Origin of the sequence: Myroides odoratimimus (assembly GCF_030326305.1) — a bacterium.
Classification (GTDB): Bacteria; Bacteroidota; Bacteroidia; order Flavobacteriales; family Flavobacteriaceae; genus Flavobacterium; species Flavobacterium odoratimimum_A.
In genome coordinates this window covers 1-20262 of the sequence record NZ_JACAKB010000043.1, presented here as the reverse complement: position 1 = coordinate 20262, position 20262 = coordinate 1, and the positions used below count along the sequence as shown (strand labels likewise).

Here is a 20262-nt window from a genome sequence, read left to right as displayed (position 1 = left end):
GATTGACCTTTTTGTTACTCTTTGTATAAAGAGTAACTATCTATAAATTCCTTTTTTATAATCGTGTTTTGTGAGAGTTTGAATATATAAATACTTACTCCTGTAAATAAAAAAAGCACCCCGAAAGGTGCTTAAAAACATTGGTTTTTATAGTTAATTTATAGAGGATTTAATTATTAGGCTTGTTATACTTAAAGTATTCTTTTTTGATATACTTTGCTCCTGCAGGAGTGTTTTTATTTGTTGGATCTACTTCTTGTAACAGAACTAAACGATTTTCATTTAATGTCATGACAGTAAAGAATAGCTGATACTCTTCAATCATACCAAAAATCTGATTTCCTTTTATTTTATAGTCAAATTTATCCTGTACTAATCCACATTCAGAAGTATAATAATGATCTAAACTTTCAAATTCATTTTGAAAAAAAGATATTTTATCCAATCCACAAGGTAATTGTTCTATTTTTTTTACTTCTCTAAAATCCGAATTTATAAAAGAAGATTTAGATTTTATCCATTCTGTACTCATTAATATTTGAGTATCAATTTCCACAACTGTAATTTTTTCAACATCCTCTATATTAGAGCTATTGTCATCAGAACTACATGCAATACTAAGTGTAGCTACTACACTTAGTATTATATATTTAATTTTATTCATAGTATTATTTTAATGTTTCTAATTCAAAATCTATTGTCTTAGTTGTTGTTTGCCCTAAGTTATCAGTAACAGTATAAGTAACAACTAACTGATCTCTATATTGCATTTGATAAGTTTCTCCGTCTCTCCAATCGAATATTACAACATTAACCTTATTATAATGTATTTCGTAGGTATTGTTATCCTTTTTAATTATAGATGTTATATCATCTTTAAATGCTGTTCTAGAAGGATTTCTTTTAGCATAAGTTTCAATAGTGGCACTCTTAATTCCAACAGGGGTTGTTACTAATATAGGTCTTGCTTTTTCAATATTTAAGCCGAGAATCGTTGTGCTAATACCACTCCCTTTAGTTACTATAAAACTAGTTTTACCTGTTATATCCTCTATATAAGGCTTATCAGCTTTAATGTTTAAAGGAACTGTAACATTATGCTGTGTTACTTTACCTTCTATATCTTGTACATCTACTATTAACACGTTATTTGCATTACCAAAGATACTCCTATCAAAATTAAACGTAAATGTATTATTTAATTTAGACAATTGATAAAACGTATTAGGATAGAATGTGCCATCTGCATCGATAAGGCTTGAATTTCTAAAACGAATTTTCAAGTCTTTAGCTTGTAATAAACTATTGATATCTATTCCTATTTTGACAGGGTTCTCATACCAAATAGCATCGTAACCACTTATCGGTGTAGATAAAATTTTACTAGTAATTGACGTTTTATAATCTTTAGCATTAACATTAAACTTAACGGCTCTAGTTTGCTTAAACCCGAACTCATTTTTAAATTCAAAGGTAACTGTGTGTTGTCCCTCCTCTTTGATATTAAATACTAATCCCTCACTAGTTAAATTAAGTTCCTCCCCTAAGTATATCTTACGATCTTGATACTTAACATAGTTAATATTGTTGTCTCCTTTAATTGTGAAAGTTACATTCTGATTAGCTGGAGTCTTTTTAAGAACTAGCCTTACAGGGAACTCCTCATTCTTAATGATATTGTTATTATCATGAACAACATCAATAGTGAAACTAGGTTGTTGTACTTTTATTTCAAATCGTTGTCTTACTTCTTTTCCAAATTCATTTTGAAAATCTAAAGTAAAGACAAAGTTACCCTCACTTGGAAATGTCATTTTAAAGTCTGCAGTCTTGTAATCTAACCACTCGTCCGGATAGATTCTCTTACCTCCGTAATTAACTTCCGTAAGACCTCCATAACCTCCTTGTACATTGTATTTAAACTTGTACTTAGATGTTAAAGTCTCAACTACATTCACTTTAAAGTCTGCCCCAATATTAGGGAAGATTTGAGTAGGTTGTACAATTCTAACTTCGTAAGAAGTATCTAAAACCTCTACAATTAAAGGCTTGCTTGTTGTTCCTCCTAAATTGTTTTCAATGTCGAAAGTTAAAGTATATCTACCTGCTCTTGGGAAAGTCATTTTAAACTCATCCCCTGCGTAATCATACATATTGTTGTATGATAATTCAGAGTTTTTATACTTAACAACAACAGAGCTATCTGATGATTTAAGTTTAAACTTGTGGTTGATTCCCTCAATGTTAGCCCCTTTTAATATAGCATTAATAGTAACTTCTTTTAAAGGGTAAACCTTTTCGGGAACTTTAAACTCTAAAGTCGTATTAGCTGTCTTAACATCAAATATTAACTTTTTATGCACTTCTAGTCCTTGACTATTTTTCAAAGAGATAGTAGCTTCTTGTGCTCCTATCTTAGTGAACTTAAGACCTAACTTTTGAGAATTGTATCTCACATAAGTGTTATTAGGAATAGGATAGTTATTATAAGTAACTACATCAGCTCCTGTAACTCTAATTTCATAGTTTATGTCAGGGATGTTTTCTTCTGCTTTTGGAGCTACTCCAATCTCAAATTCTTTGTTGATATAAACATCTTTAGGTAACGAACCTGTTTCTATATCAAATTTAGTAGTACCTACATTAAATTTAATTGTCTTAGAAATAGTGTACCCATATTGATTTTGTAAAAAGAACTCAATGTCATGTCCTCCTGTTTCTTTAAACAAGATCTCTAAGTTCTGACTATTGAAGTTTACATATTCATTCTCATAAATTGTATTACCCTGTGATGTAATCAAAGGTCTATTACCTTTAGAGATATATTTAACCTTAAATTTTTGGTCTATATTCCCCTCTACAGCAGGAACTATCTTAAACGACTTGGTTACATCTGGATAAACTTTACCACTAACCTCTACTGCAAAATTAAACTTAACAGCATCAACCTGTACAATTACCTTTTGAGATATCTTATGTCCTTGATTATTTTCAAAAGTAAAATTTAATTCATAATCTCCACTTTTAGTAGGTTCAATATCAAAATTACTACCTATATAGTTTAGAGTCATACCCGATGCAATTTGAGAACCATTATAAGACACTTTAAGGTCGCTAGGGTATGTTACATTAAATTTATAAGTTATATCCTTAATTCCGCTATTATCTACAGGTTTAACCCCTAGTTTTCCTTTAGTAAAAGACAAATACTGTTTGTCTTTCGTTATGTCTAAATCAAAAGTAGCTGTTTTAGAGCTAAACACAACTTTTTTACTTACCTCTTTACCTTGACTATTTTTAAGGTAAAATACAACCTCTTGTTGTCCTGTAGAGTTAAACTCTAATTCTACTTTAGTATCTGAGTAATCAACATAATTATTAAGGCTAATTTGATAGCCTCTATAGTATGCCTTAACGCTTGAATTTGCCTCTATTTTCATAGAGTACTTTTGTTTCGAAATATCCTCTCCTACAGATTTAGCGATAACATTCAAAGGATATTTAGTATTTAAAAAGATATTACTAGGTAGATTAGTAACATCTAAATCAAAATTAGCGTAATTAACATCATAGGTTACATTCTGTTTAACAACAGAACCGTATTGATTTTTAACGATATATTCAATCTCATACAATCCTACTTCGGGGAATGTAATTCCTAAATCTTCTGTTTTATATTCAACAGATTGATTCTCTCCTACTAAGTATCCATTGTAACTAATAGACGGTTTTCCTCCATTTTTAACAAGATAAGAGAAAGTATAAGTTTGCTCTTCTTTATCTTCTTTAGCAATCTTAAAAGCAAAAGACTTTTTCTCTTTAGGATATATCTTACCTGTAGATGTAATAGTGAAATTAAATTTCACTGGGTCAACCTGTAACACTACTTTTTTGCTCACAGTTTTACCGTGTGAGTTCTTAGCATTGACAGTTACCTCATAAGTCCCCTCTTTGTCAAATAAAACCTCTAATTCTCCATTAGAGTATTTATTGTTAACGTCCTTAGAGATTAAACTTCCATTGTAATAAAACTTAGCTGTTGGGCTATTAGTAACCACGTTGAAAGTATAATCTAAGTTTGACAACCCCGATTTATCACTAAGTTTAAATTTAAGTGGTGTACGTTTATTAGGTAAATACTTATCTGCTTTGATAACATCTAAATCGAAATCAGCTATACGAGCGTCAAACGATTGTTTTTTACTAACCTCTAATCCTTGATTATTCTTAAATGTAAACTCAATATCTGTACTCTCTTCTTTTGAGAATACAACTTTAATTTTACTAGAGCTGTAATTTGTATATACATCATTGTTCAATAAACGATCATCGTAATATACTTTTGTGTTAGGCGAAGCCTTAACTTTAAAAGTATATTCAACTTTAGAGGTCTCCTCTTTTAAAAATACAGGCTCAACATTAAATGCATACTCGTTATTTATAAACGTTTTAGACGGCAAATTAGACACTTTTATATCAAAGTTGGCGTAATTCACATCGAAAGAAAAATCTTTCTCTAAAATGTAGCCGTATTGATTTTCCATGAATACTTTGATGTTGTAAACACCTGTTTTCGGGAAAGTAATATAAATGTCCTCTCCATTTAAAGGAACGTTGCTATTTTTAGTAAGAGTAGTATTGTTATACTTAATAACAGGCTCTACACCTGTAGTTACATTGTATCTGAAGGAATATTTCTGTAATATATCCTCCTCTAAATTCTCAGTTTTGATTTTAAAAAGATTCTCTGTAACAGGGTAAATCTTTTTAGCATTAGTCATATCAAAGTTAAATTTAACGTCACTTACTTTGATAATTTGCTTTTTCACAACCTCTTTACCTTGGTTGCTTATAGCTACTACATTAAACTCATAATCTCCCGAAACAGGAAACTTGATTTTAAGGTCTTTAGACGAATAAGTAAACTCTTCTTTAGGCGAAATCTTTTTACCTAAATAAGACATATCTATTTTTTCTGTAGTCTCTGGGTGATTAATCAGTTCCAAAGCTACTTTGTAACTGATATCCTTTTTATCTTCTCCCTCTTTGGATTGAATATCTAAAGTAAGGTCTTTTGCTATTTTAGGATAGATAACATCCTCTGAATTAAGAGTAACATAAAAGTCAATATCTTTTATGTTGAATACCTCTTTCTTTTCAATTACAAAACCAAAGTTATTCTCTATTCGAATTGTAACAGGGTACTGCCCTGTTTTAGTAAAGACGAATTGTATATTATTTTCGTCTTTAAACTGATATTGGTTTTTAAACTTTAACAGCTCATTTTTGTAATATGCTTTAACGTTATCACTCTCTACTTCTATTGTGTAGTAGTAGTCAATTTTTACGTTATCATTTGGCTTTTCAAGTTCGTAATTAACCTTGACATTACCCATTTCATTAGCGTAGTAAACTTGATCTTTTACTACATCAATCTTAAAGGGAAACTGAAAGCTAGTATTAGCTTTATAATTATCATCACTACTACAGTTAATAACTAGTATAGATAATAATAAGGTCGCTATAAATAGTATCTTATTTCTCATATTAATAGTTTAAATTATATTTTAGCCCAAATCCATAAAAGAACATACTCTTTTTGACTTCACTGTTTGTAAATGTGTTCTTAGCTAGAATAGCTAGATTAAAGCGTTTAGCAATTGACATTTCAAACTCTATCCCTGCATAAGCTCCAAATACAGTCTTTTTAGGTGCATCATACGGAATACCGTCTATCTCTTCTTTTGCACCGTTTAACTTCTCTTGACCGAATTGACCACCTAAGAAAGCTTGAATATAAAAAGGGTGTGTTATAATTTGTTCAAAACTATAAGTCATAGCTGAACCTATAGCATACTTCTCTAAAGTAGTGGGATAAGTATTATTGACTACTGTAATATTATAGTCTCTTTTAAACCAGTCAGCATCTACACGATAACCGAAATAGTTATCTCCAATAGATTGCTGATAAGTGGCTGTTACACCATTACCTTTATCTACACCTAGATAACTTAAACCTATGCTTTGCTGTCCCCTCTGTGGGTAAATTTTTAAACAGCCAATTAACAACATAGCACTTAATACAAATACTCTGTTCTTTTTCATATTATATATTTAATTTAATTTTTAACTAGAGCAAAAATAATAAAAAATTACAACTATAGAAAACTTTTTAACTTTAAAAAATTAAATTTAAAACAAAACAACAAACCTATAAATCAATGTATTAAATAAAAAAAGACACTAAAAAGTGTCTTTAATTTTTAACAAATAAAACAAATCAAATATTTTATTTTTTAGCATTGGATTTTTTCTGCTTATAATTCTCTACATCAGTTTTAAAATTACCTTTAAAGTTACTTACCCAAGTTTCATCATTTATAACAGACTTAATAAAAATATACAATCCTATCAAAGTAAGTACTATCTTAAGCCACATAGGAACTTGTACAAAAACCATTATAATCATTACTACCATAGCAATGACAAATAGTATTAATTGGTTTGTTTTATTTTTCATTACACTTCTGATTTTTTAGTTTCTTCTTCTCTTTTAATGTATTCATCAAATACAGCATTGAGATTAACTTTATTCTTCCTTAAAAACAATAAATATTTAAACAAAGGCATCTTCTCATAATTAGCTTCTATATAGTACTTAGTTCTTGTGGTGGCAAGTAAGTTATCTAGATCATCTGTCTGCTTACGCAAACCTTTTCGATATTTACTAAACATATTATACGTTTTTAAAATTTGATTTAAGAATAGGCATTACCGTATCAATAATTTCATTTGAAGTATAAAATACTATTCCTATAGGAATAAGTACAGCAAGTGTAATAGCTATTGTCTTTGCTATTTTATACTTAGCTTTACTTTTATATACATCTACTATAAAAGCTCCAAATAACATCCCGACAATGATAATTAATAGTAAAAATCCTACTAAGCTATAGAACAACTTACTCTCTGTATCTTGACTTATAACATAAGTAATACTTTCTTGTGCATAAATACCATGACTAGTAAACATAACTAATAACAGTAATAAATAATTTTTAGTTGATTTCATAATTATATGGTTTTTGATTGGTTTATAATTTGAGGTAAGATATTAAACTTTAAGTTTCTCTCTCCTTGTGATTCGATTACCTCGAGTAACATTTTTTTATCATCAGCTAGAGAAAATTTCTCTATCACAAATATTACCTCTTTTTTTCCCATTAGGTTGGTAGTATCACCAGAGGGAGAAAAAGTATCTAACACTTCTATCTGTATTTTCTCTCCCGATTTAGTAATACCTTTTTTATTGACAATAAAGAAGTTTAATCGTTCAATGATGTAATCTATCTTTGTTTTATTATTGAGTTCAAAGTATAGATACAATTTTTGATCTTTATAATAAGTACCTTTCAACAGGGCAGATATCCGATTGCTCTCAATGTAATTTCTAGTTCTAATATACCCTTTAGAAGCTAATATCTTTTCGTAGATATCGTGATTTACTTTATCTTCTTCCTCTTTGGCTATTTGCTGTTTCTGCTCTATCTTCTGTTGTATCTTTATCTCTTCCTCACTTGGTTTAACTGTTTTAACAAGTGTCTTTATATCCCCTTTTTCGATTATTATAAATGGGTAAAATTTATCATCTATTGTTTTAACAACAATGTTAGTTGCTTCAATTGGATAAAAGTTTTGAATAAACATTGTATTACCTGTAGTATTAACACCTATACTCTTATCGGTTAAAGCATTTGTTTGTACCATACTTATTTCTTTAGGGAAGTGTACAGTAAGGAACTTTTTTTGAGTTACAAATAATGTGTCTTGTGCAGACACACTACCTGTAACCATAAGTAAAATTAAAAATAGTATATTCTTCATATCTTTATTTTATTATAAAATAAACTGTTTGATTATTGACAAAGGTTACCTCTTGTTCTTTAGCCTTATTAGACACAATATTAGACACGACTTTAGCCGTTTTTTCAACAGCATTTCCTCTAGTTGCTTCATCTATAATATCTTCTTTACCCTTTTGCAAAATCTTGTCTATTTCAAGAGGTATTCCTTTAACTCCGTCAGAACCGTAAACCTCCATTCTAACAGGATGAATTTTGTTACCTACTTTAATAGTTGTAACAATCATATCAGCTCTGTAATCAGTAAACACAACCTTAGCTGTTATATAGGTAAACTTTGGTATTGTTATTCCACCAGCTGTAAACTCTTGCTTGGTAATTAAAGTAATGTTTTGTCCCGACTTTAATTTTTGCTCCCCACTGATTGAACCTGTATAAGCAGTACCTAGATCAATTTTAGAAATACTCTCACTTTGATTTATTTCTTGTTTTCTAAATATGGCTTTATAATCTATTTGTGGACTAGGAGATGAAACTACTGCAGGAGTTGTTTGTGTTACAGGTTTAGAATTGGAATTAGTAGAATTAGCCCTACTTCCTCCACCTCCACCAGAACTAGTATAAACTCTGTTTTGTCTTAATTGTTCCTGTAGGGCTTGTTCTCTTCTTTTAGATTCCTCTAGCTCTCTGTGTAAACGGTCAGACTCTGCGTTTTCTCTGTTGATTTGATTAATGTCTAAACTAACTATCTCTTTATCTAATTCTTTGTCTAAATCAGCATTAATAGAGGGTTGTTGTTGCTCTTCTTGTTTTGGAGTATCAAAGATGTACTCTAAACTATTAGAGGTTTGAGGGGGTTTTTCTTTCTGATACAACATATCTACCTTAGAGGTTTTTTGATTGTAAGCATCAGCTTCCGAAACTGTTTTAAAGTCCTGTACTTTATCTTCATCAGAACTCATGGTAAGGTAAATAAAATACCCTCCTATAACAGCAATTACTAACCCTCCAAAGATGAATTTTTCTTGATGTTTCTTAAAAACATCTTTGATTGATATCTTACTCATAAGTTACTTGGCTTTCGCTTTTTATATGTTCTTCTTCTTGTTCACGTAAAAACTTCTTATCTGTTACCTCTTTTATCTCTTCAGATATTTGTGTAATTAAAAAACCGTAAGGGTTAAAAGGATAATTCTTATTAACTACTTCCATTTTAACAGCGACTTTACTGTTATAGTAAGTAATGTTTTTTTCGTTCTGTCTTTCAATACGTACTACAAACTCTGCTATATAAGGGGCTTTATCTGTAATTCTAAGAGTATTAGCTAATATATACCCTCTTTGTCTAAGTTCTGTATAGGTAAGAAAGTCATTAAAGTACCCCCTATTTGCCCTATCTTTAATTACCTGTGTAGGTTGCTCTCCTATAAGCCAATGTAAACGCTCTTGTTTACTTTTCATTGTAGCTCCCTCGAGGTTAAAATAGTAGTTTACAAATAAGTCTAAATTTGCTTTTGCTTGTATCTCTCTCTCTATTGATTTATCAAGTAATGATACAGGAACTAAGTCTCCTTTAGCATCCATTACATAAGTCCTATTAAGACTTTGAGTATAAACAAAACCTGCAAATACCATTACAGCCACTACCACCACTACAGAAACTAAAACAACTAACTTTACTGATTTGTTATTTTGGTTAAGTTCTTTATATAAACTATTACCAAGATTAATTTTACTATTTTCCATAATTAATTAAACATTGAATTTACATAACTAGTGACTGTTGTCAATAGTTTAAACTTTAAAGGATAAGCTACACATATAGTGATAAAAGCATTATTGGATAATTCAGAGACAGGAAACCAAGGGTCATCTAAACTAGGAGCCATCATAATTTTTATCAGAGCTTCTATAATAAAAAAGACTCCTATATAAGCAACTCCTAATACAATTACCCCAACATACCTTTTAACCCAAGAGTAAAAGAAGCTCTTTGTATTGTCAAATACGCTAAATAGAATAGCGATAGGAAAAGTTAGTTTTAAGAATTGTACTATAAATTGTCTGATAATTAACAGCCCCATACTTATAACCATATCAGCTATTTTAAAGAACCCTGCTACTAAAGAACCTACTGATAACATTACCATTGAATAAAAAGTATCTATGATATCTCCAGCTAAAAAATCCCACATTTTTCTAAAGAACCCTGTATCACTTTTTATCTGTGACATTTGTTTGTCTTGCTCGCTCATTACTGTTAGAAAAATATCTTGATCTTGTCCTAAAGAATTTAATTTAGCATCTATGATAAATAATTGTTCTTCTCCTAAATCTATTATCCAAGATGAAGAAAGGATAAGTAGAGCTGTTCCAAAGAACTGCATATATTTTCCTAATGACAGAACTTTTCCCCCGTCCCAAGTTCCTACAAACTCCTGTATTACTTTAAGTAAAATAAAAGCTAAAGTAAGAGCTTGTACTGATTGAAAAGTAAAAACAAAAATATTAGTACTATTAATCAGTGATGTTAATTTTATAACTGTTTCAAAATGCATACTCTAATAGTTTAATTTTCTATCCATTCTTTTTGTAGCTGTAGATAAACTTCTCATATTCCCCTCTATTTCAGATAATATCGTTAAGCGCTCATAGTCATTCATACTTAGAGTTCCTGTTTTAACTACATTATTTACTTTTAGTATTAATCTGTTAGTTTCATCTATTAGATCTACTAACATTAAACTATAATTCTTTTGTGTTTGTTGATTAGGTATTCTTCCTAATTTTTTTCGAATACTACTAATCCCGCTTAATATTTCACTTTGATATTGAAAAATATTTACAACCTCTTTACCTGTAGAGATAACAGTACTAACTTTTGTTACAAGGTTATATGTTTTTTCTGTTGCATCTTTTAAATCATTTAACTTAGTAACTGTTTCTGTACTGCGTTCAATAACACTTAATGCATTAGCAGCGGCTGTAGCATCAAATGTTGCCATTTGTGCAAATGATGTCACACTAAACATCATAAATAATACTAGTAATAACTTTCTCATAATAATTGGATTTAGTTTTTCTTTTCTTCATTCATTTTAATTGCGATAGCTTCTTGCATATCTCCTGTTTGCTCATAAATCTTTAACAGCTTCTCATTTTCTGCGCCCTCTGTTTGATAAGCCCAGTAGTTAGTTTTACTAACTTCTAAATGAAATACCTGTTGCCTATCTCCCCTGCGAATAAATAAAGAGGTGTATTTTCTTTCTGTAGATAGACTATCTTTCATACTTTGCATTTGATAAAGTGCGTGTTGAGGAAGATTGAACCTCTTTTGTATACGTGTAAAATCATCTGCATTTAAAACATACAATACTTGTGTATTAGCAATAATATTAGAAGCAACATTATTCTCGGGTAACTGGGTTATTGCTTGTAAAATAATATTAATAGCTCCCTCTTGTTTACGAATAGCTTGAAAGAACCATTCTATACGGTCTAACATTCCTTCCCATTTTAACTGTTCTGCCACCTCGTCAAACCAAATGATACCTTTTGTATTTCTATCTTCCCAAACAATTGTACGGATAGTAGATGCAATTACCTGTAACATAATTTTAAGTAAGAACTTATTATCTCTAATCTTGTCTAACTCAAATATGACAAGTGATTTATTCTGTAAATCTTTTAAAATAGCATTGTTATCGTTTTCGTATAGATTAGCATAAATACCATTATCTATAAACTCAGACAACATTAAAGTAAAAGCTTTAGAGTCTAAAAACTCATCGTTTAGTTCTAAGACTTGATATAATTTATCTTTATATGTATTGAAGTAATCAATAAAACTCTTAAAAGAATGATCCTCTAAGATGTCTTTATAATACTGTTTTATCAGTTTTTTAATTACTACTCTCTCTTTATCATTTATTAGCTCTTCCCTTTTGTAATGAATACCTACAAACTCTGCTAAGTCTTCTATTTTTTCAGAGATTAACTCGCCATTTTCGTAATCTATCTCATACAACATAAAAGGGTTAATACCTAAACTTTGTCCCTCCATATAAGAGATGTAAATACTGTCTTTAGGGAATAAGGCAGAAATTTTCTTATAACTCCCCCCAAGGTCAATAATTACCTGTTTAGCACCTGTAGAGTAATAATGTGTAATAAGGTGGTTAGCAAGGAAACTCTTTCCTCCCCCTGTAGGAGAAAAAATAATTCCATTACGAGCTTTTATATATTTTTTGTCGGCATCCCACGTATCAACTTTTACAGGAGTATTTTTAAGTCTAGAACAGAAAATCACACCTGTATCATCACTTCTATAGTTTGTACTATAATTCATAAATGCACAACAAACATCAAGGGTTGATACAAAAAGTTGATTTTCTACAAACAAATGACAGTAAAAAGGATTTGAGTATAAGTAGATTGCTAACTGATTATCCCCACTAGTAATAGTGTACTTTAAATCAAGCTTTTTAAAGCTGTTTTTAACCTGTTTTATACCGTTACTTACTTCTTCTTCACTTCCTAACAGAATAATATTGTTATGCCCCCTTACAATGCGCTCAACATCTTTACTATCAATGATACTTCCTATTAACTCGTTGTGTTGGTCTTTAAGTACTTTATTGACTGGATGAAAAGCTCTACATTGGTTAATATGGTTATTGTTTCTTTGTGCATTTTGGATGTGAAAATCTGTCTCATCTATAATAACTAATTGGTTGTATATGTGATTACAATCAATTCCGAAAGTAAAACAATCTCCATAGTTCTTAAAAAACTTAATTTCGTCTTGTGATAGATCCTCGTCTATAATAGAAGTTTGTAATTTTTCGGGAAATCCTGCTTCATCAGAAAAGCGAATTACATTAGAGAAGTCCGCTCCTATTCTTAGGTGTTCCCATTCTTTTTTTATCTCTAGTTGCGCATCAGAGAACCCCGACATACAATAATCTCTATAATCAAACAACTCTTTGTCAGAAAAAGGAGTAAAGACAAGATTTTGTCCCGATATTCTTACATCTTCCAAATAGTTAACACAGCTTTGTACAGATTCTAAAAACACTTTGTGTTTCTTGTCTAAATCCTCTAGTTCCTTTCTATTTATTTTTTTAAACGGATTGCTTATAGCTGTATTGAGAACTCTTTTATAAGGCGATACGAAGAAAATATAGCAATGATGACCTGTTATACTGTATTTAGCAAAATACTCCTTTAAAGACTTGGTTAAATAGTTATTCTCAAGCCAATCATCAGTATTGTTCTCTTCATTAAAAAACAGATCTTGTTTTAGAACTATGGTATCTGTCTCAAGGTTTTTGAAAGCTCTATTAAAGATTTCGTTAACTTCGTCAATGTTTATTTCACTTAGAGAGTACTTTTCAAATAGTTTAAGTTTATAACCTATAATTAGATTACCGTCATCAGAGTATATCATAAATTTATTTTTTAGTTAAGTCTGTTAATTCATTAGGTAACTTTTTTTGTCCTAGTTTTTCTAAGATATTAGAATCACCTAAAATGTAGCGATTAACTAGAATATTAATAAGTTGTAAAACCACCCATAAACCAATTCTAGTAGAAGACATTTCCATATTCCCAAACAGTAATAAGGTTATAACAATTGTTATAGCAATTACATAGTTTAAGGACTTAAAAGTAAAGCCATATAAATATGGCTTTACTCTTATTTTTTTATAATTATTAATTTGTCGCATCTTATAGAGATTGACTAATTACGTACTTATAAATTTGTCCAATAGCAATAAAGACTAATAAATACCAACCTAGAGGTTTAAGCCCCTCTAATCTGTTACCCTCTGTCTTAAAATTATCTAATTGTTGGTAGGCTACGTATAAGAAGCCTGCACCGCCAATAATTACATAAATTCCCTCTAATGCCCTTTGCATTACACTAGCCCCTCCTGTAAGGTTTAAATCCTGTGAGTACCCGAATTGAGGTAGAAGTAATAATGTACCTAGTACGAAGTAATAATTAATGTTAATTTTTTTCATTTTTATTTTGGATTTTAAATTATTCAAAGGTAAAAAAAGTTTTCTATAGTTGTAAGTTTTTTATTCAAACATTTTACTATACAATAATTTAATAGTCATAATTATTTGATATTAATACATTTACATCTTTAATTATTTTATCAAAATTATCTTGTAACATTTGTTCTGTTACATTTTGTACTACAGGTATTTCTTTTGTTAAAATATTTTGCAACTTTAGTTGACAAACTTCCTGTATTCCATTAGATATAATGGCAAATTGCCCCTTATTAAACAAAGGGAATTCGTGAGCTCTAACCTTAGCTACCTCGCGTTCAGATATACTAAACCCTTTACTTACTCCTCTTTCAGAGGTGTTTTGTGAGGTGCTTCTTTGCTTTTCTTTAATCTTCTCAAACAAGGTCTCATATCCTTTTGAGGTTTCAGCGTTAAAGGCTCTACCTAAAAGAACATTAGACAAGTTAGCCGTAATCTCTGCGAAACCGTCTCTGCTGTACTTCATAACCCCTTGTATTTGGTCTTGTGCGCAATACACAGTACTAATGCCAAAACTTCGCATTGTAGCTGGTATATCAGCCATATTGGCTAGCTTAATGGTAGGAGCTTCGTCTAGCAATAGAAAAGAAGGTTCTCTGTGTCGCTCCTGCATTGACACTGTTATAAAGTGTATGATTAAAGCATTAATAGGGCTTAAATACTCTCTTTTGCCCGGTTTATTTAAGATTGATACTATATTAGACTTAGTAGCATTAATAGCAAGATCATGTGTATTCTTAGTAAGTAACCAAAAGTTATTAGGGCTTACGAGTTTTCTTAGCATATTAGCTAATGTAGATAATACAGATGCAGTTTGTTTGGAGTTGGCAAGCCCTAAGTTAAATGAAGCTGATTGCATTTTAACCCTATCTACAGAAGTTAAGAAGTTCTTTAATTTGGCGAATGTATCAAAAGCCATATCGCCTAAATTACCTCCTCCCATTGTTGCACCTTGTTCGTGTTTTCTCTCTTCCTCTGACTGTGAAAAATCAACAGCTAGAATAAGCGATATCATATGTGGTAGTGTACATTGTTCGGGGTGGTCAAATGCGAGTTTTAAAATGATTGCTGTTAGGATAGCTTCTGATGTCTCGACAAAGAAGTTACCTGCATCCTCTGCTTTATTAGACTTTAGTAGGTTAATAACAAGTACAGTTGCTATTTGTCCTGCATCGGATTCATCTTTGATAAACTTAGGGTCTATCGGATTTATACGAATACTTATATCGGGTCTGTGTAAAGCAAATACATTTACCTCATTAAACAGGTCGTATAACATTTCTGTTAACTCTCCGTCTTTAAAGTCATATACGACTCCTGAGTATTGATATTTTGCAAAGTGTTTGATAATAGGATAAAGAACTGATTTTGTCTTACCACTACCTGCAGAACCATAAACCAAAATACCATCTTGTATAGCGTGTAAATACATATCTCCTTTATCTGTCTCTAGTTTTATGTCGCTTATACTTTCTTCCTGTACAATTGGTTTTCTCTTCTTAGAGTTACTAGAACTCATTAACAGGATAAATACACTTAGTCCTCCAATGACTAAGTAAGAGTTTGACAACTCTAAATACTGCTTAAAGAATATATAATATATTCCCAACCCTATAAGGGGTACAATAGCTAAATACCACTCTTTAAGCTTAAACAACATTAATACAGCCAATACTATACAGGCTACATATCCGAGTAAATATAAGTAGTCATTTAGACTATCCATATCAAAATTTAGTATAAACATATCTTTCTAGTTTTAATATTCAATTGAATTAGATGCTGACTGTACAAGAGCTTTAACCACTTTAATAGCTAAGTCTATTTTTCCTTTAGGGAGCTTAGTCGGCAATGGCATTCCTTTCATTTCTTTGCGAACCTGTGCAATTGGGTTAATCTCCTGCAGATGTTGTTTAGGCGATAGTTGTTTTTTAACCTCCTCTATTCCTAAATGTTCTTTTAATTTCTGCTGTATCTTCCCTTTTAAATATCCCTCTGCCTGTCCTACTATTTCGTTTTGTTTTTCCTTAGAGTAGTTCTTATGAGAATTGTAATGTTCAAATGAGTTCTCTTGACTGCGTTCATATTCAAACTTCTTGTCATATCCTTGCTCCATATCTTTAAAAAACTCTTTTCGTTCAAACCCCCTATTGACTACTCCTGCCTGTTCTCTATGATTAGTCATAGGAGAGAGTGATATTTTGTGATTGGCTAGTTTATTAGTTTTATCGTGTCTAGATATTACAACGTGTACGTGTTTGTTCTCTCCTCCCTTTTGTACTCCCTCAAAGATTATCTCATTTGTTTTCTTATCTCTGATATACTGACTCTCTAAAGTTGTCGCTAAACTCTCCTTACCCTCTGCCCTAGCTTGATTAACTTCTTTTTGTACATTAAGATTGAAATCAATGCTTTTTAGATCGTGAGAATTTGTACGTTTATAGGTTCTCTCATTCTCTATAGTTGCATAGTACATTAGGTCTTTATCTGTAAGTTCTCGCTTCTCTGGGTTAAATCCGTTTAGCTTCCAAACCTCTGCATTTATAATTTGTTTTTCCGATTTTAAAAGCTGTTCTGTAAGTTCATTGACTTGTTTATTTACAGCATGGTTAAACATATGGGTAGGTACTGTTATTTTTGTATCTACTACACTTATATTTTCCTCGTTGAATTTTAATTTTATCGTTCCGAAATTTTTTGTTTCATAATCAATTTCATAGAGTTTTACATCTTTACCTTTATACTTAAACTCGATAATCTCTGGCATATATTTTCCGATATCTAAAGGTTTAGTTCTTGCCTGTTCAAGTGCTTTAGCTTCGTTATAATAATGCTCTAGTCTTTGAGAATTAATCGTCAAATTATTATCCTCTATTCTCGAAATATCTTTACTAGTAAATAGCTTAACACCTTTGTACTCGAACTCGTAAAAACTGTCTTTTTCCTTTACATTATCAACCTTAAAAGTATTCTCATATATAGCCTTATCCTCCCCATAAAATGGCTTCTTATCGTAATCAACTTTTAGCAAATCTTCATTATATCCTCTCTCCTCTTTTATTGATTCTATTTGTTTATTTACAATGTTGTTTAGATTAACTAGTTCCCTTTTATTTGGCAAATTATCTTGATCTACGTATATCTGTTCATTGAAACTTTTAGCATATACTTTCATCATATCCTGTGTATATGATTTAAGAAAATAATCTATTGTTTGGTCTAGTTGTTCTTTGTAATATTCCATTGCTCTAGGGTCTTTAGATACAACACTTTCATCAAGTCCTCTTACCTTTAATTCTTCCTTTGCTATTTGTTTCATATGTATTAACTCCTTCTCACTTGGAGAGATAGTTAATACATAATAATTAGCATCATTTTTACTCCTTGCCCCTCTGTTATTATCAATGTCATTTACTACTTTTTCAAACTCGTAATGTTTGTTATTTTCTAATGTATAATCAGATGTAAAAAAATGACCTTTACCCTCATTTTCTTTAGATAAATACTCTATAAGTTTACCACAGCTACTAGTAAATTTTGCGTTATGTGAGTTAAATTGACCATACATATATTACTGAAATTTTCTATATTCTTCCTCTGTTAATGATGCGTTATAACGATTAGTCATTACTGCTTTATTAAAGCAAGAAAACAAACTACTATATCTATTTTTACTAATTTCTAATTGCTTATTTACTCGGTTTAAATCATCTTGTAAACTTTCAATTTTTCTTTCTAAAACATATAGTTCATTAGTTTGCTTTTCCTCTTTTTTTACGTCAACTACAGGTACAATATTTTGTTGTTTTATGTCGCTTAAAAATGGTTCACTAGAGATAATTTCTTCTGTAGTTTTTGTTACTGTTTCTTCAATTCTTCTCATAAGAATTGGCTTCAAAATATCTCTCTCTTGGGCTTGCAAAATCTTAACTACACGCGTTGTATTTTTATCTTCCTGCTGTAATATTTTATCTGATTTTGTATTGAGTAATTCTACAATATGGAGAGTCTCATTTAATGATGATACTAATTGCTCCAATGCTGAATTACTAAACTCTTTATCTAGATCAACATTATACTTTTCAATAAAATCAAAAATCATATTAAGTACTTCTGTCTGACTAGACACTCCTAATTTATCTCGAAACACATTTAATCTGTCTCTACAATCCTTTTCTATTTTTACTGTTATATACTTCATATTACTACCTTTTATTACTAATTCAAAAATACACATTTTCAACAACTTATATTCAATTATTTCATTTTTTTTCACTATATTACTAATTATTATTACTACATAAAATCACAAATAAATCATAAACAAAAGAAAATCAGCCCATTACAGAACGGAGATACTTTGTATCTCCGTTCCCTCTTGCTAAAAAATAAAAACCGAAAATTTCGACTGAAAGGAGAAAAAATAACCATTTACAAAATCCGCTAAAAAAAGACAAAAACCGACTTCGTTTTTATTTTTGAACTTTTGGGACAAAAATAAAATGTCCGATTTTATATCGTACGATATAAAAATTATTCTTATAAATACTTTAGTCCAACCTTTAGATTTTTGCAAACAAAATCTATACACAGGAGCTTAAAAAAAGTTAGCCTATATACATTAAAAAAAATGCCTACATTTGTATAGTTAATACTAAAAAAAAATTATGACAACAGAGAGCAACAACACCGAAAAAAAAGAAACAAAAACTCTTACCAAAGAGTTAGATTCTAAAGCAAAAAAAGACCAAGATAAAAAGGTAAAAAGAGCTTTATTAAAATTATACTCTATCCGAAAAGAAATATTAAGTCTAGAGTATAAAGACGACAAAGATTTAAAAGAAAAATTAGCACAAATAGAAAAGAGTTTAACTAGTTTAGATAAAACAATTTCAAGTGCTACAAAAATTAATTTTCCCGACGCAAAAAAAGAAGAATTCTACGAGCTAATTGGATAATTTTATAATCGTGTTTTGTGAGAGATTTAAAATACAAAAAGCTCTAAAAGTAAAAAGGGGGACTGTAGTACAGTCCCCCTTTTTTAAAATGCTCCGATGTCCTCTAAATCGTCATCTTTACTTAATCGAAATTCGTCCTTAATGTATTCGCAATGATGCTTTAAATCTGCGTAACTTATCTTGCCATTAACCGCAGAGTAATACCCTTGCTTTTTAAATCCTTTAAGCCATTTTTTAAAAAATTTCTTCGCTTGATTTTTAGACGTAAATCCGTCAATTGAAATTGTAAATCCGTCTGGGCTTACAACATTGTGTACTACTAAAGTTTCTGTACTCATTTTGTTTTGTTTTGTGAGGTGTTCCCTCGATTAATAAATATAAATAAAGGGGGTAAATACCCCCTTTTAATTAACTATTGATTTTGTTGTTGGTTGTTTTTCTGTTGCTTCTCTTCTATGTTTTTTTCAGTAGACCTACAAGCTTCAAAAAAAACCTCATATATTACGACTTCTGTAACGAAAACCTCTAAATCAAAATTAGGGTGTTTATAGCTTCTCTTGATTAGCTTACCTGTTACAGCGATCTGATCACCTACTTTAAAATGTTTTACAATTAAATCAGCTACTTTATTTCTAGCTGTAGCATCAATCCAATATGCTCTCTCCTTTAATTCTCCCTGTTCTGTATAATAGTTATCACTAACTGATATACTTAAATTAACGACTCTAGAACCGTCCTCAAATTGTCTAGGGTTAATAATACCTATTCTTCCGATTAAACTTACATTGTTTTTCATAATAATACTTGTTTTAATTTATTAAATGTATAGGCTCTCAATGAGAGCCTATAATTAGTAATCTTAGTACTCGCTAGGCAACATTAAAAGGTTATTACTAACCCACATATTAAGCCTATCAAATTTAACATTTAACTCATAAAAAGGAAAGGCAAACCGAAGTATTTTAGAGTCCTTTACATCATCCTTAGAGTTTAAATAGTCACTCTCTGTGTGACAGTATAAAATAAAATCGTTAGTGATTTTATCCCCCTCCACTACTCTCTCTAGAGTCCATATTTGAAAAGGGTCTTTAATCTTTTCAAACACTCTCCCAATCTCGGGAATAATAACAGGTTGTAACTGGGTAACATTCATTATCTCTTGTACACCTGCTGTGTAGAGTAAATTAGGAAACTCACCGATATAATAATTCTTTCCTCCCCCTGTGTGATGCTTATAAGCATCATTTAAAAGTACCTTAGTTTTTACACTCATAATTTTGTTTTGTTTTGTGAGGGTGTTGCCCTCGATTAATAAATTGATTTTTGTTTTGTTTTACGTATGTACTTACGTACGTACGTATTACTTAAAAGGTTGAATT

Annotated in this window: 21 protein-coding genes; 1 reads left to right on the top strand and 20 read right to left on the bottom strand. The window is 30.4% G+C overall.

The features are described 5' to 3' along the window. Window positions 1-169: 169 nt before the first annotated feature. The 17 genes from HX049_RS17240 to HX049_RS17160 form a co-directional block, all read right to left on the bottom strand. Window positions 170-664 (bottom strand): lipocalin family protein, encoded by a 495-nt coding sequence (locus HX049_RS17240; RefSeq protein ID WP_286417500.1) that lies wholly within the window; start codon window positions 662-664, stop codon window positions 170-172. Window positions 665-668: 4 nt separating this feature from the next. Beyond that, window positions 669-5546: a hypothetical protein gene (locus HX049_RS17235; RefSeq protein WP_286417498.1), complete on the bottom strand. Its 4878-nt coding sequence runs from the start codon at window positions 5544-5546 to the stop codon at window positions 669-671. 1 nt (window position 5547) lies between these two features. Then, window positions 5548-6105 (bottom strand): hypothetical protein, encoded by a 558-nt coding sequence (locus tag HX049_RS17230; RefSeq protein WP_286417497.1) that lies wholly within the window; start codon window positions 6103-6105, stop codon window positions 5548-5550. A 184-nt stretch (window positions 6106-6289) separates the two neighbouring features. Next, on the bottom strand, window positions 6290-6520 hold the full coding sequence (locus HX049_RS17225; protein WP_286417495.1) for a hypothetical protein: 231 nt from the start codon (window positions 6518-6520) through the stop codon (window positions 6290-6292). After that, complete coding sequence (locus HX049_RS17220) at window positions 6520-6735, bottom strand: hypothetical protein (RefSeq protein ID WP_286417493.1); 216 nt, start codon at window positions 6733-6735, stop codon at window positions 6520-6522. The genes HX049_RS17225 and HX049_RS17220 overlap by 1 nt, the downstream gene beginning before the upstream one ends. 1 nt (window position 6736) lies before the next feature. Continuing rightward, window positions 6737-7072 carry a hypothetical protein gene (locus HX049_RS17215; protein ID WP_286417491.1) on the bottom strand — a complete coding sequence of 112 codons (336 nt, stop codon included), beginning with the start codon at window positions 7070-7072 and terminating at the stop codon, window positions 6737-6739. 2 nt (window positions 7073-7074) lie between these two features. Then, complete coding sequence (locus tag HX049_RS17210; protein WP_286417490.1) at window positions 7075-7884, bottom strand: DUF4138 domain-containing protein; 810 nt, start codon at window positions 7882-7884, stop codon at window positions 7075-7077. A gap of 4 nt (window positions 7885-7888) precedes the next feature. Then, the gene (traM, locus tag HX049_RS17205) at window positions 7889-8929 is read right to left on the bottom strand and encodes a conjugative transposon protein TraM (protein WP_286417489.1); all 1041 of its coding nucleotides are present in this window, start codon (window positions 8927-8929) and stop codon (window positions 7889-7891) included. Then, window positions 8922-9608, bottom strand: coding sequence for a hypothetical protein (locus HX049_RS17200; protein ID WP_286417487.1), 687 nt, complete (start codon window positions 9606-9608; stop codon window positions 8922-8924). The genes traM and HX049_RS17200 overlap by 8 nt, the downstream gene beginning before the upstream one ends. 2 nt (window positions 9609-9610) lie before the next feature. Continuing rightward, entirely contained in the window at window positions 9611-10420 is an 810-nt protein-coding gene (locus HX049_RS17195; protein WP_286417485.1) for a type IV secretion system protein, read from the bottom strand. A gap of 3 nt (window positions 10421-10423) precedes the next feature. Beyond that, window positions 10424-10924, bottom strand: coding sequence for a hypothetical protein (locus tag HX049_RS17190; protein ID WP_286417484.1), 501 nt, complete (start codon window positions 10922-10924; stop codon window positions 10424-10426). 11 nt (window positions 10925-10935) lie between these two features. Continuing rightward, window positions 10936-13311, bottom strand: a complete 2376-nt coding sequence (locus HX049_RS17185; RefSeq protein WP_286417483.1) for a VirB4 family type IV secretion system protein — start codon at window positions 13309-13311, stop codon at window positions 10936-10938. 4 nt (window positions 13312-13315) lie between these two features. Beyond that, entirely contained in the window at window positions 13316-13591 is a 276-nt protein-coding gene (locus HX049_RS17180) for a hypothetical protein (RefSeq protein ID WP_286417482.1), read from the bottom strand. Window position 13592: 1 nt separating this feature from the next. After that, a complete protein-coding gene (locus HX049_RS17175) occupies window positions 13593-13889 on the bottom strand; it encodes a hypothetical protein (protein ID WP_286417481.1) in 297 nt (98 codons plus the stop codon). Between the two features lie 88 nt (window positions 13890-13977). After that, window positions 13978-15672: a type IV secretory system conjugative DNA transfer family protein gene (locus HX049_RS17170; protein ID WP_286417479.1), complete on the bottom strand. Its 1695-nt coding sequence runs from the start codon at window positions 15670-15672 to the stop codon at window positions 13978-13980. Window positions 15673-15684: 12 nt separating this feature from the next. After that, window positions 15685-17493 (bottom strand): DUF5712 family protein, encoded by a 1809-nt coding sequence (locus tag HX049_RS17165; RefSeq protein ID WP_286417477.1) that lies wholly within the window; start codon window positions 17491-17493, stop codon window positions 15685-15687. A gap of 3 nt (window positions 17494-17496) precedes the next feature. Continuing rightward, window positions 17497-18126 (bottom strand): hypothetical protein, encoded by a 630-nt coding sequence (locus HX049_RS17160; protein ID WP_286417475.1) that lies wholly within the window; start codon window positions 18124-18126, stop codon window positions 17497-17499. A 466-nt stretch (window positions 18127-18592) separates the two neighbouring features. Between HX049_RS17160 and HX049_RS17155 the strand changes: the two genes are divergently transcribed. Then, a complete protein-coding gene (locus HX049_RS17155; RefSeq protein WP_286417473.1) occupies window positions 18593-18883 on the top strand; it encodes a hypothetical protein in 291 nt (96 codons plus the stop codon). Between the two features lie 83 nt (window positions 18884-18966). Here the strand turns inward: HX049_RS17155 and HX049_RS17150 are convergent, their stop codons facing one another. The 3 genes from HX049_RS17150 to HX049_RS17140 form a co-directional block, all read right to left on the bottom strand. Next, on the bottom strand, window positions 18967-19221 hold the full coding sequence (locus HX049_RS17150; RefSeq protein WP_286417472.1) for a hypothetical protein: 255 nt from the start codon (window positions 19219-19221) through the stop codon (window positions 18967-18969). Between the two features lie 74 nt (window positions 19222-19295). Then, window positions 19296-19679 carry a single-stranded DNA-binding protein gene (locus tag HX049_RS17145; protein ID WP_286417470.1) on the bottom strand — a complete coding sequence of 128 codons (384 nt, stop codon included), beginning with the start codon at window positions 19677-19679 and terminating at the stop codon, window positions 19296-19298. Window positions 19680-19742: 63 nt separating this feature from the next. Continuing rightward, complete coding sequence (locus HX049_RS17140; RefSeq protein WP_286417468.1) at window positions 19743-20156, bottom strand: DUF6876 family protein; 414 nt, start codon at window positions 20154-20156, stop codon at window positions 19743-19745. Window positions 20157-20262 lie beyond the last annotated feature (106 nt).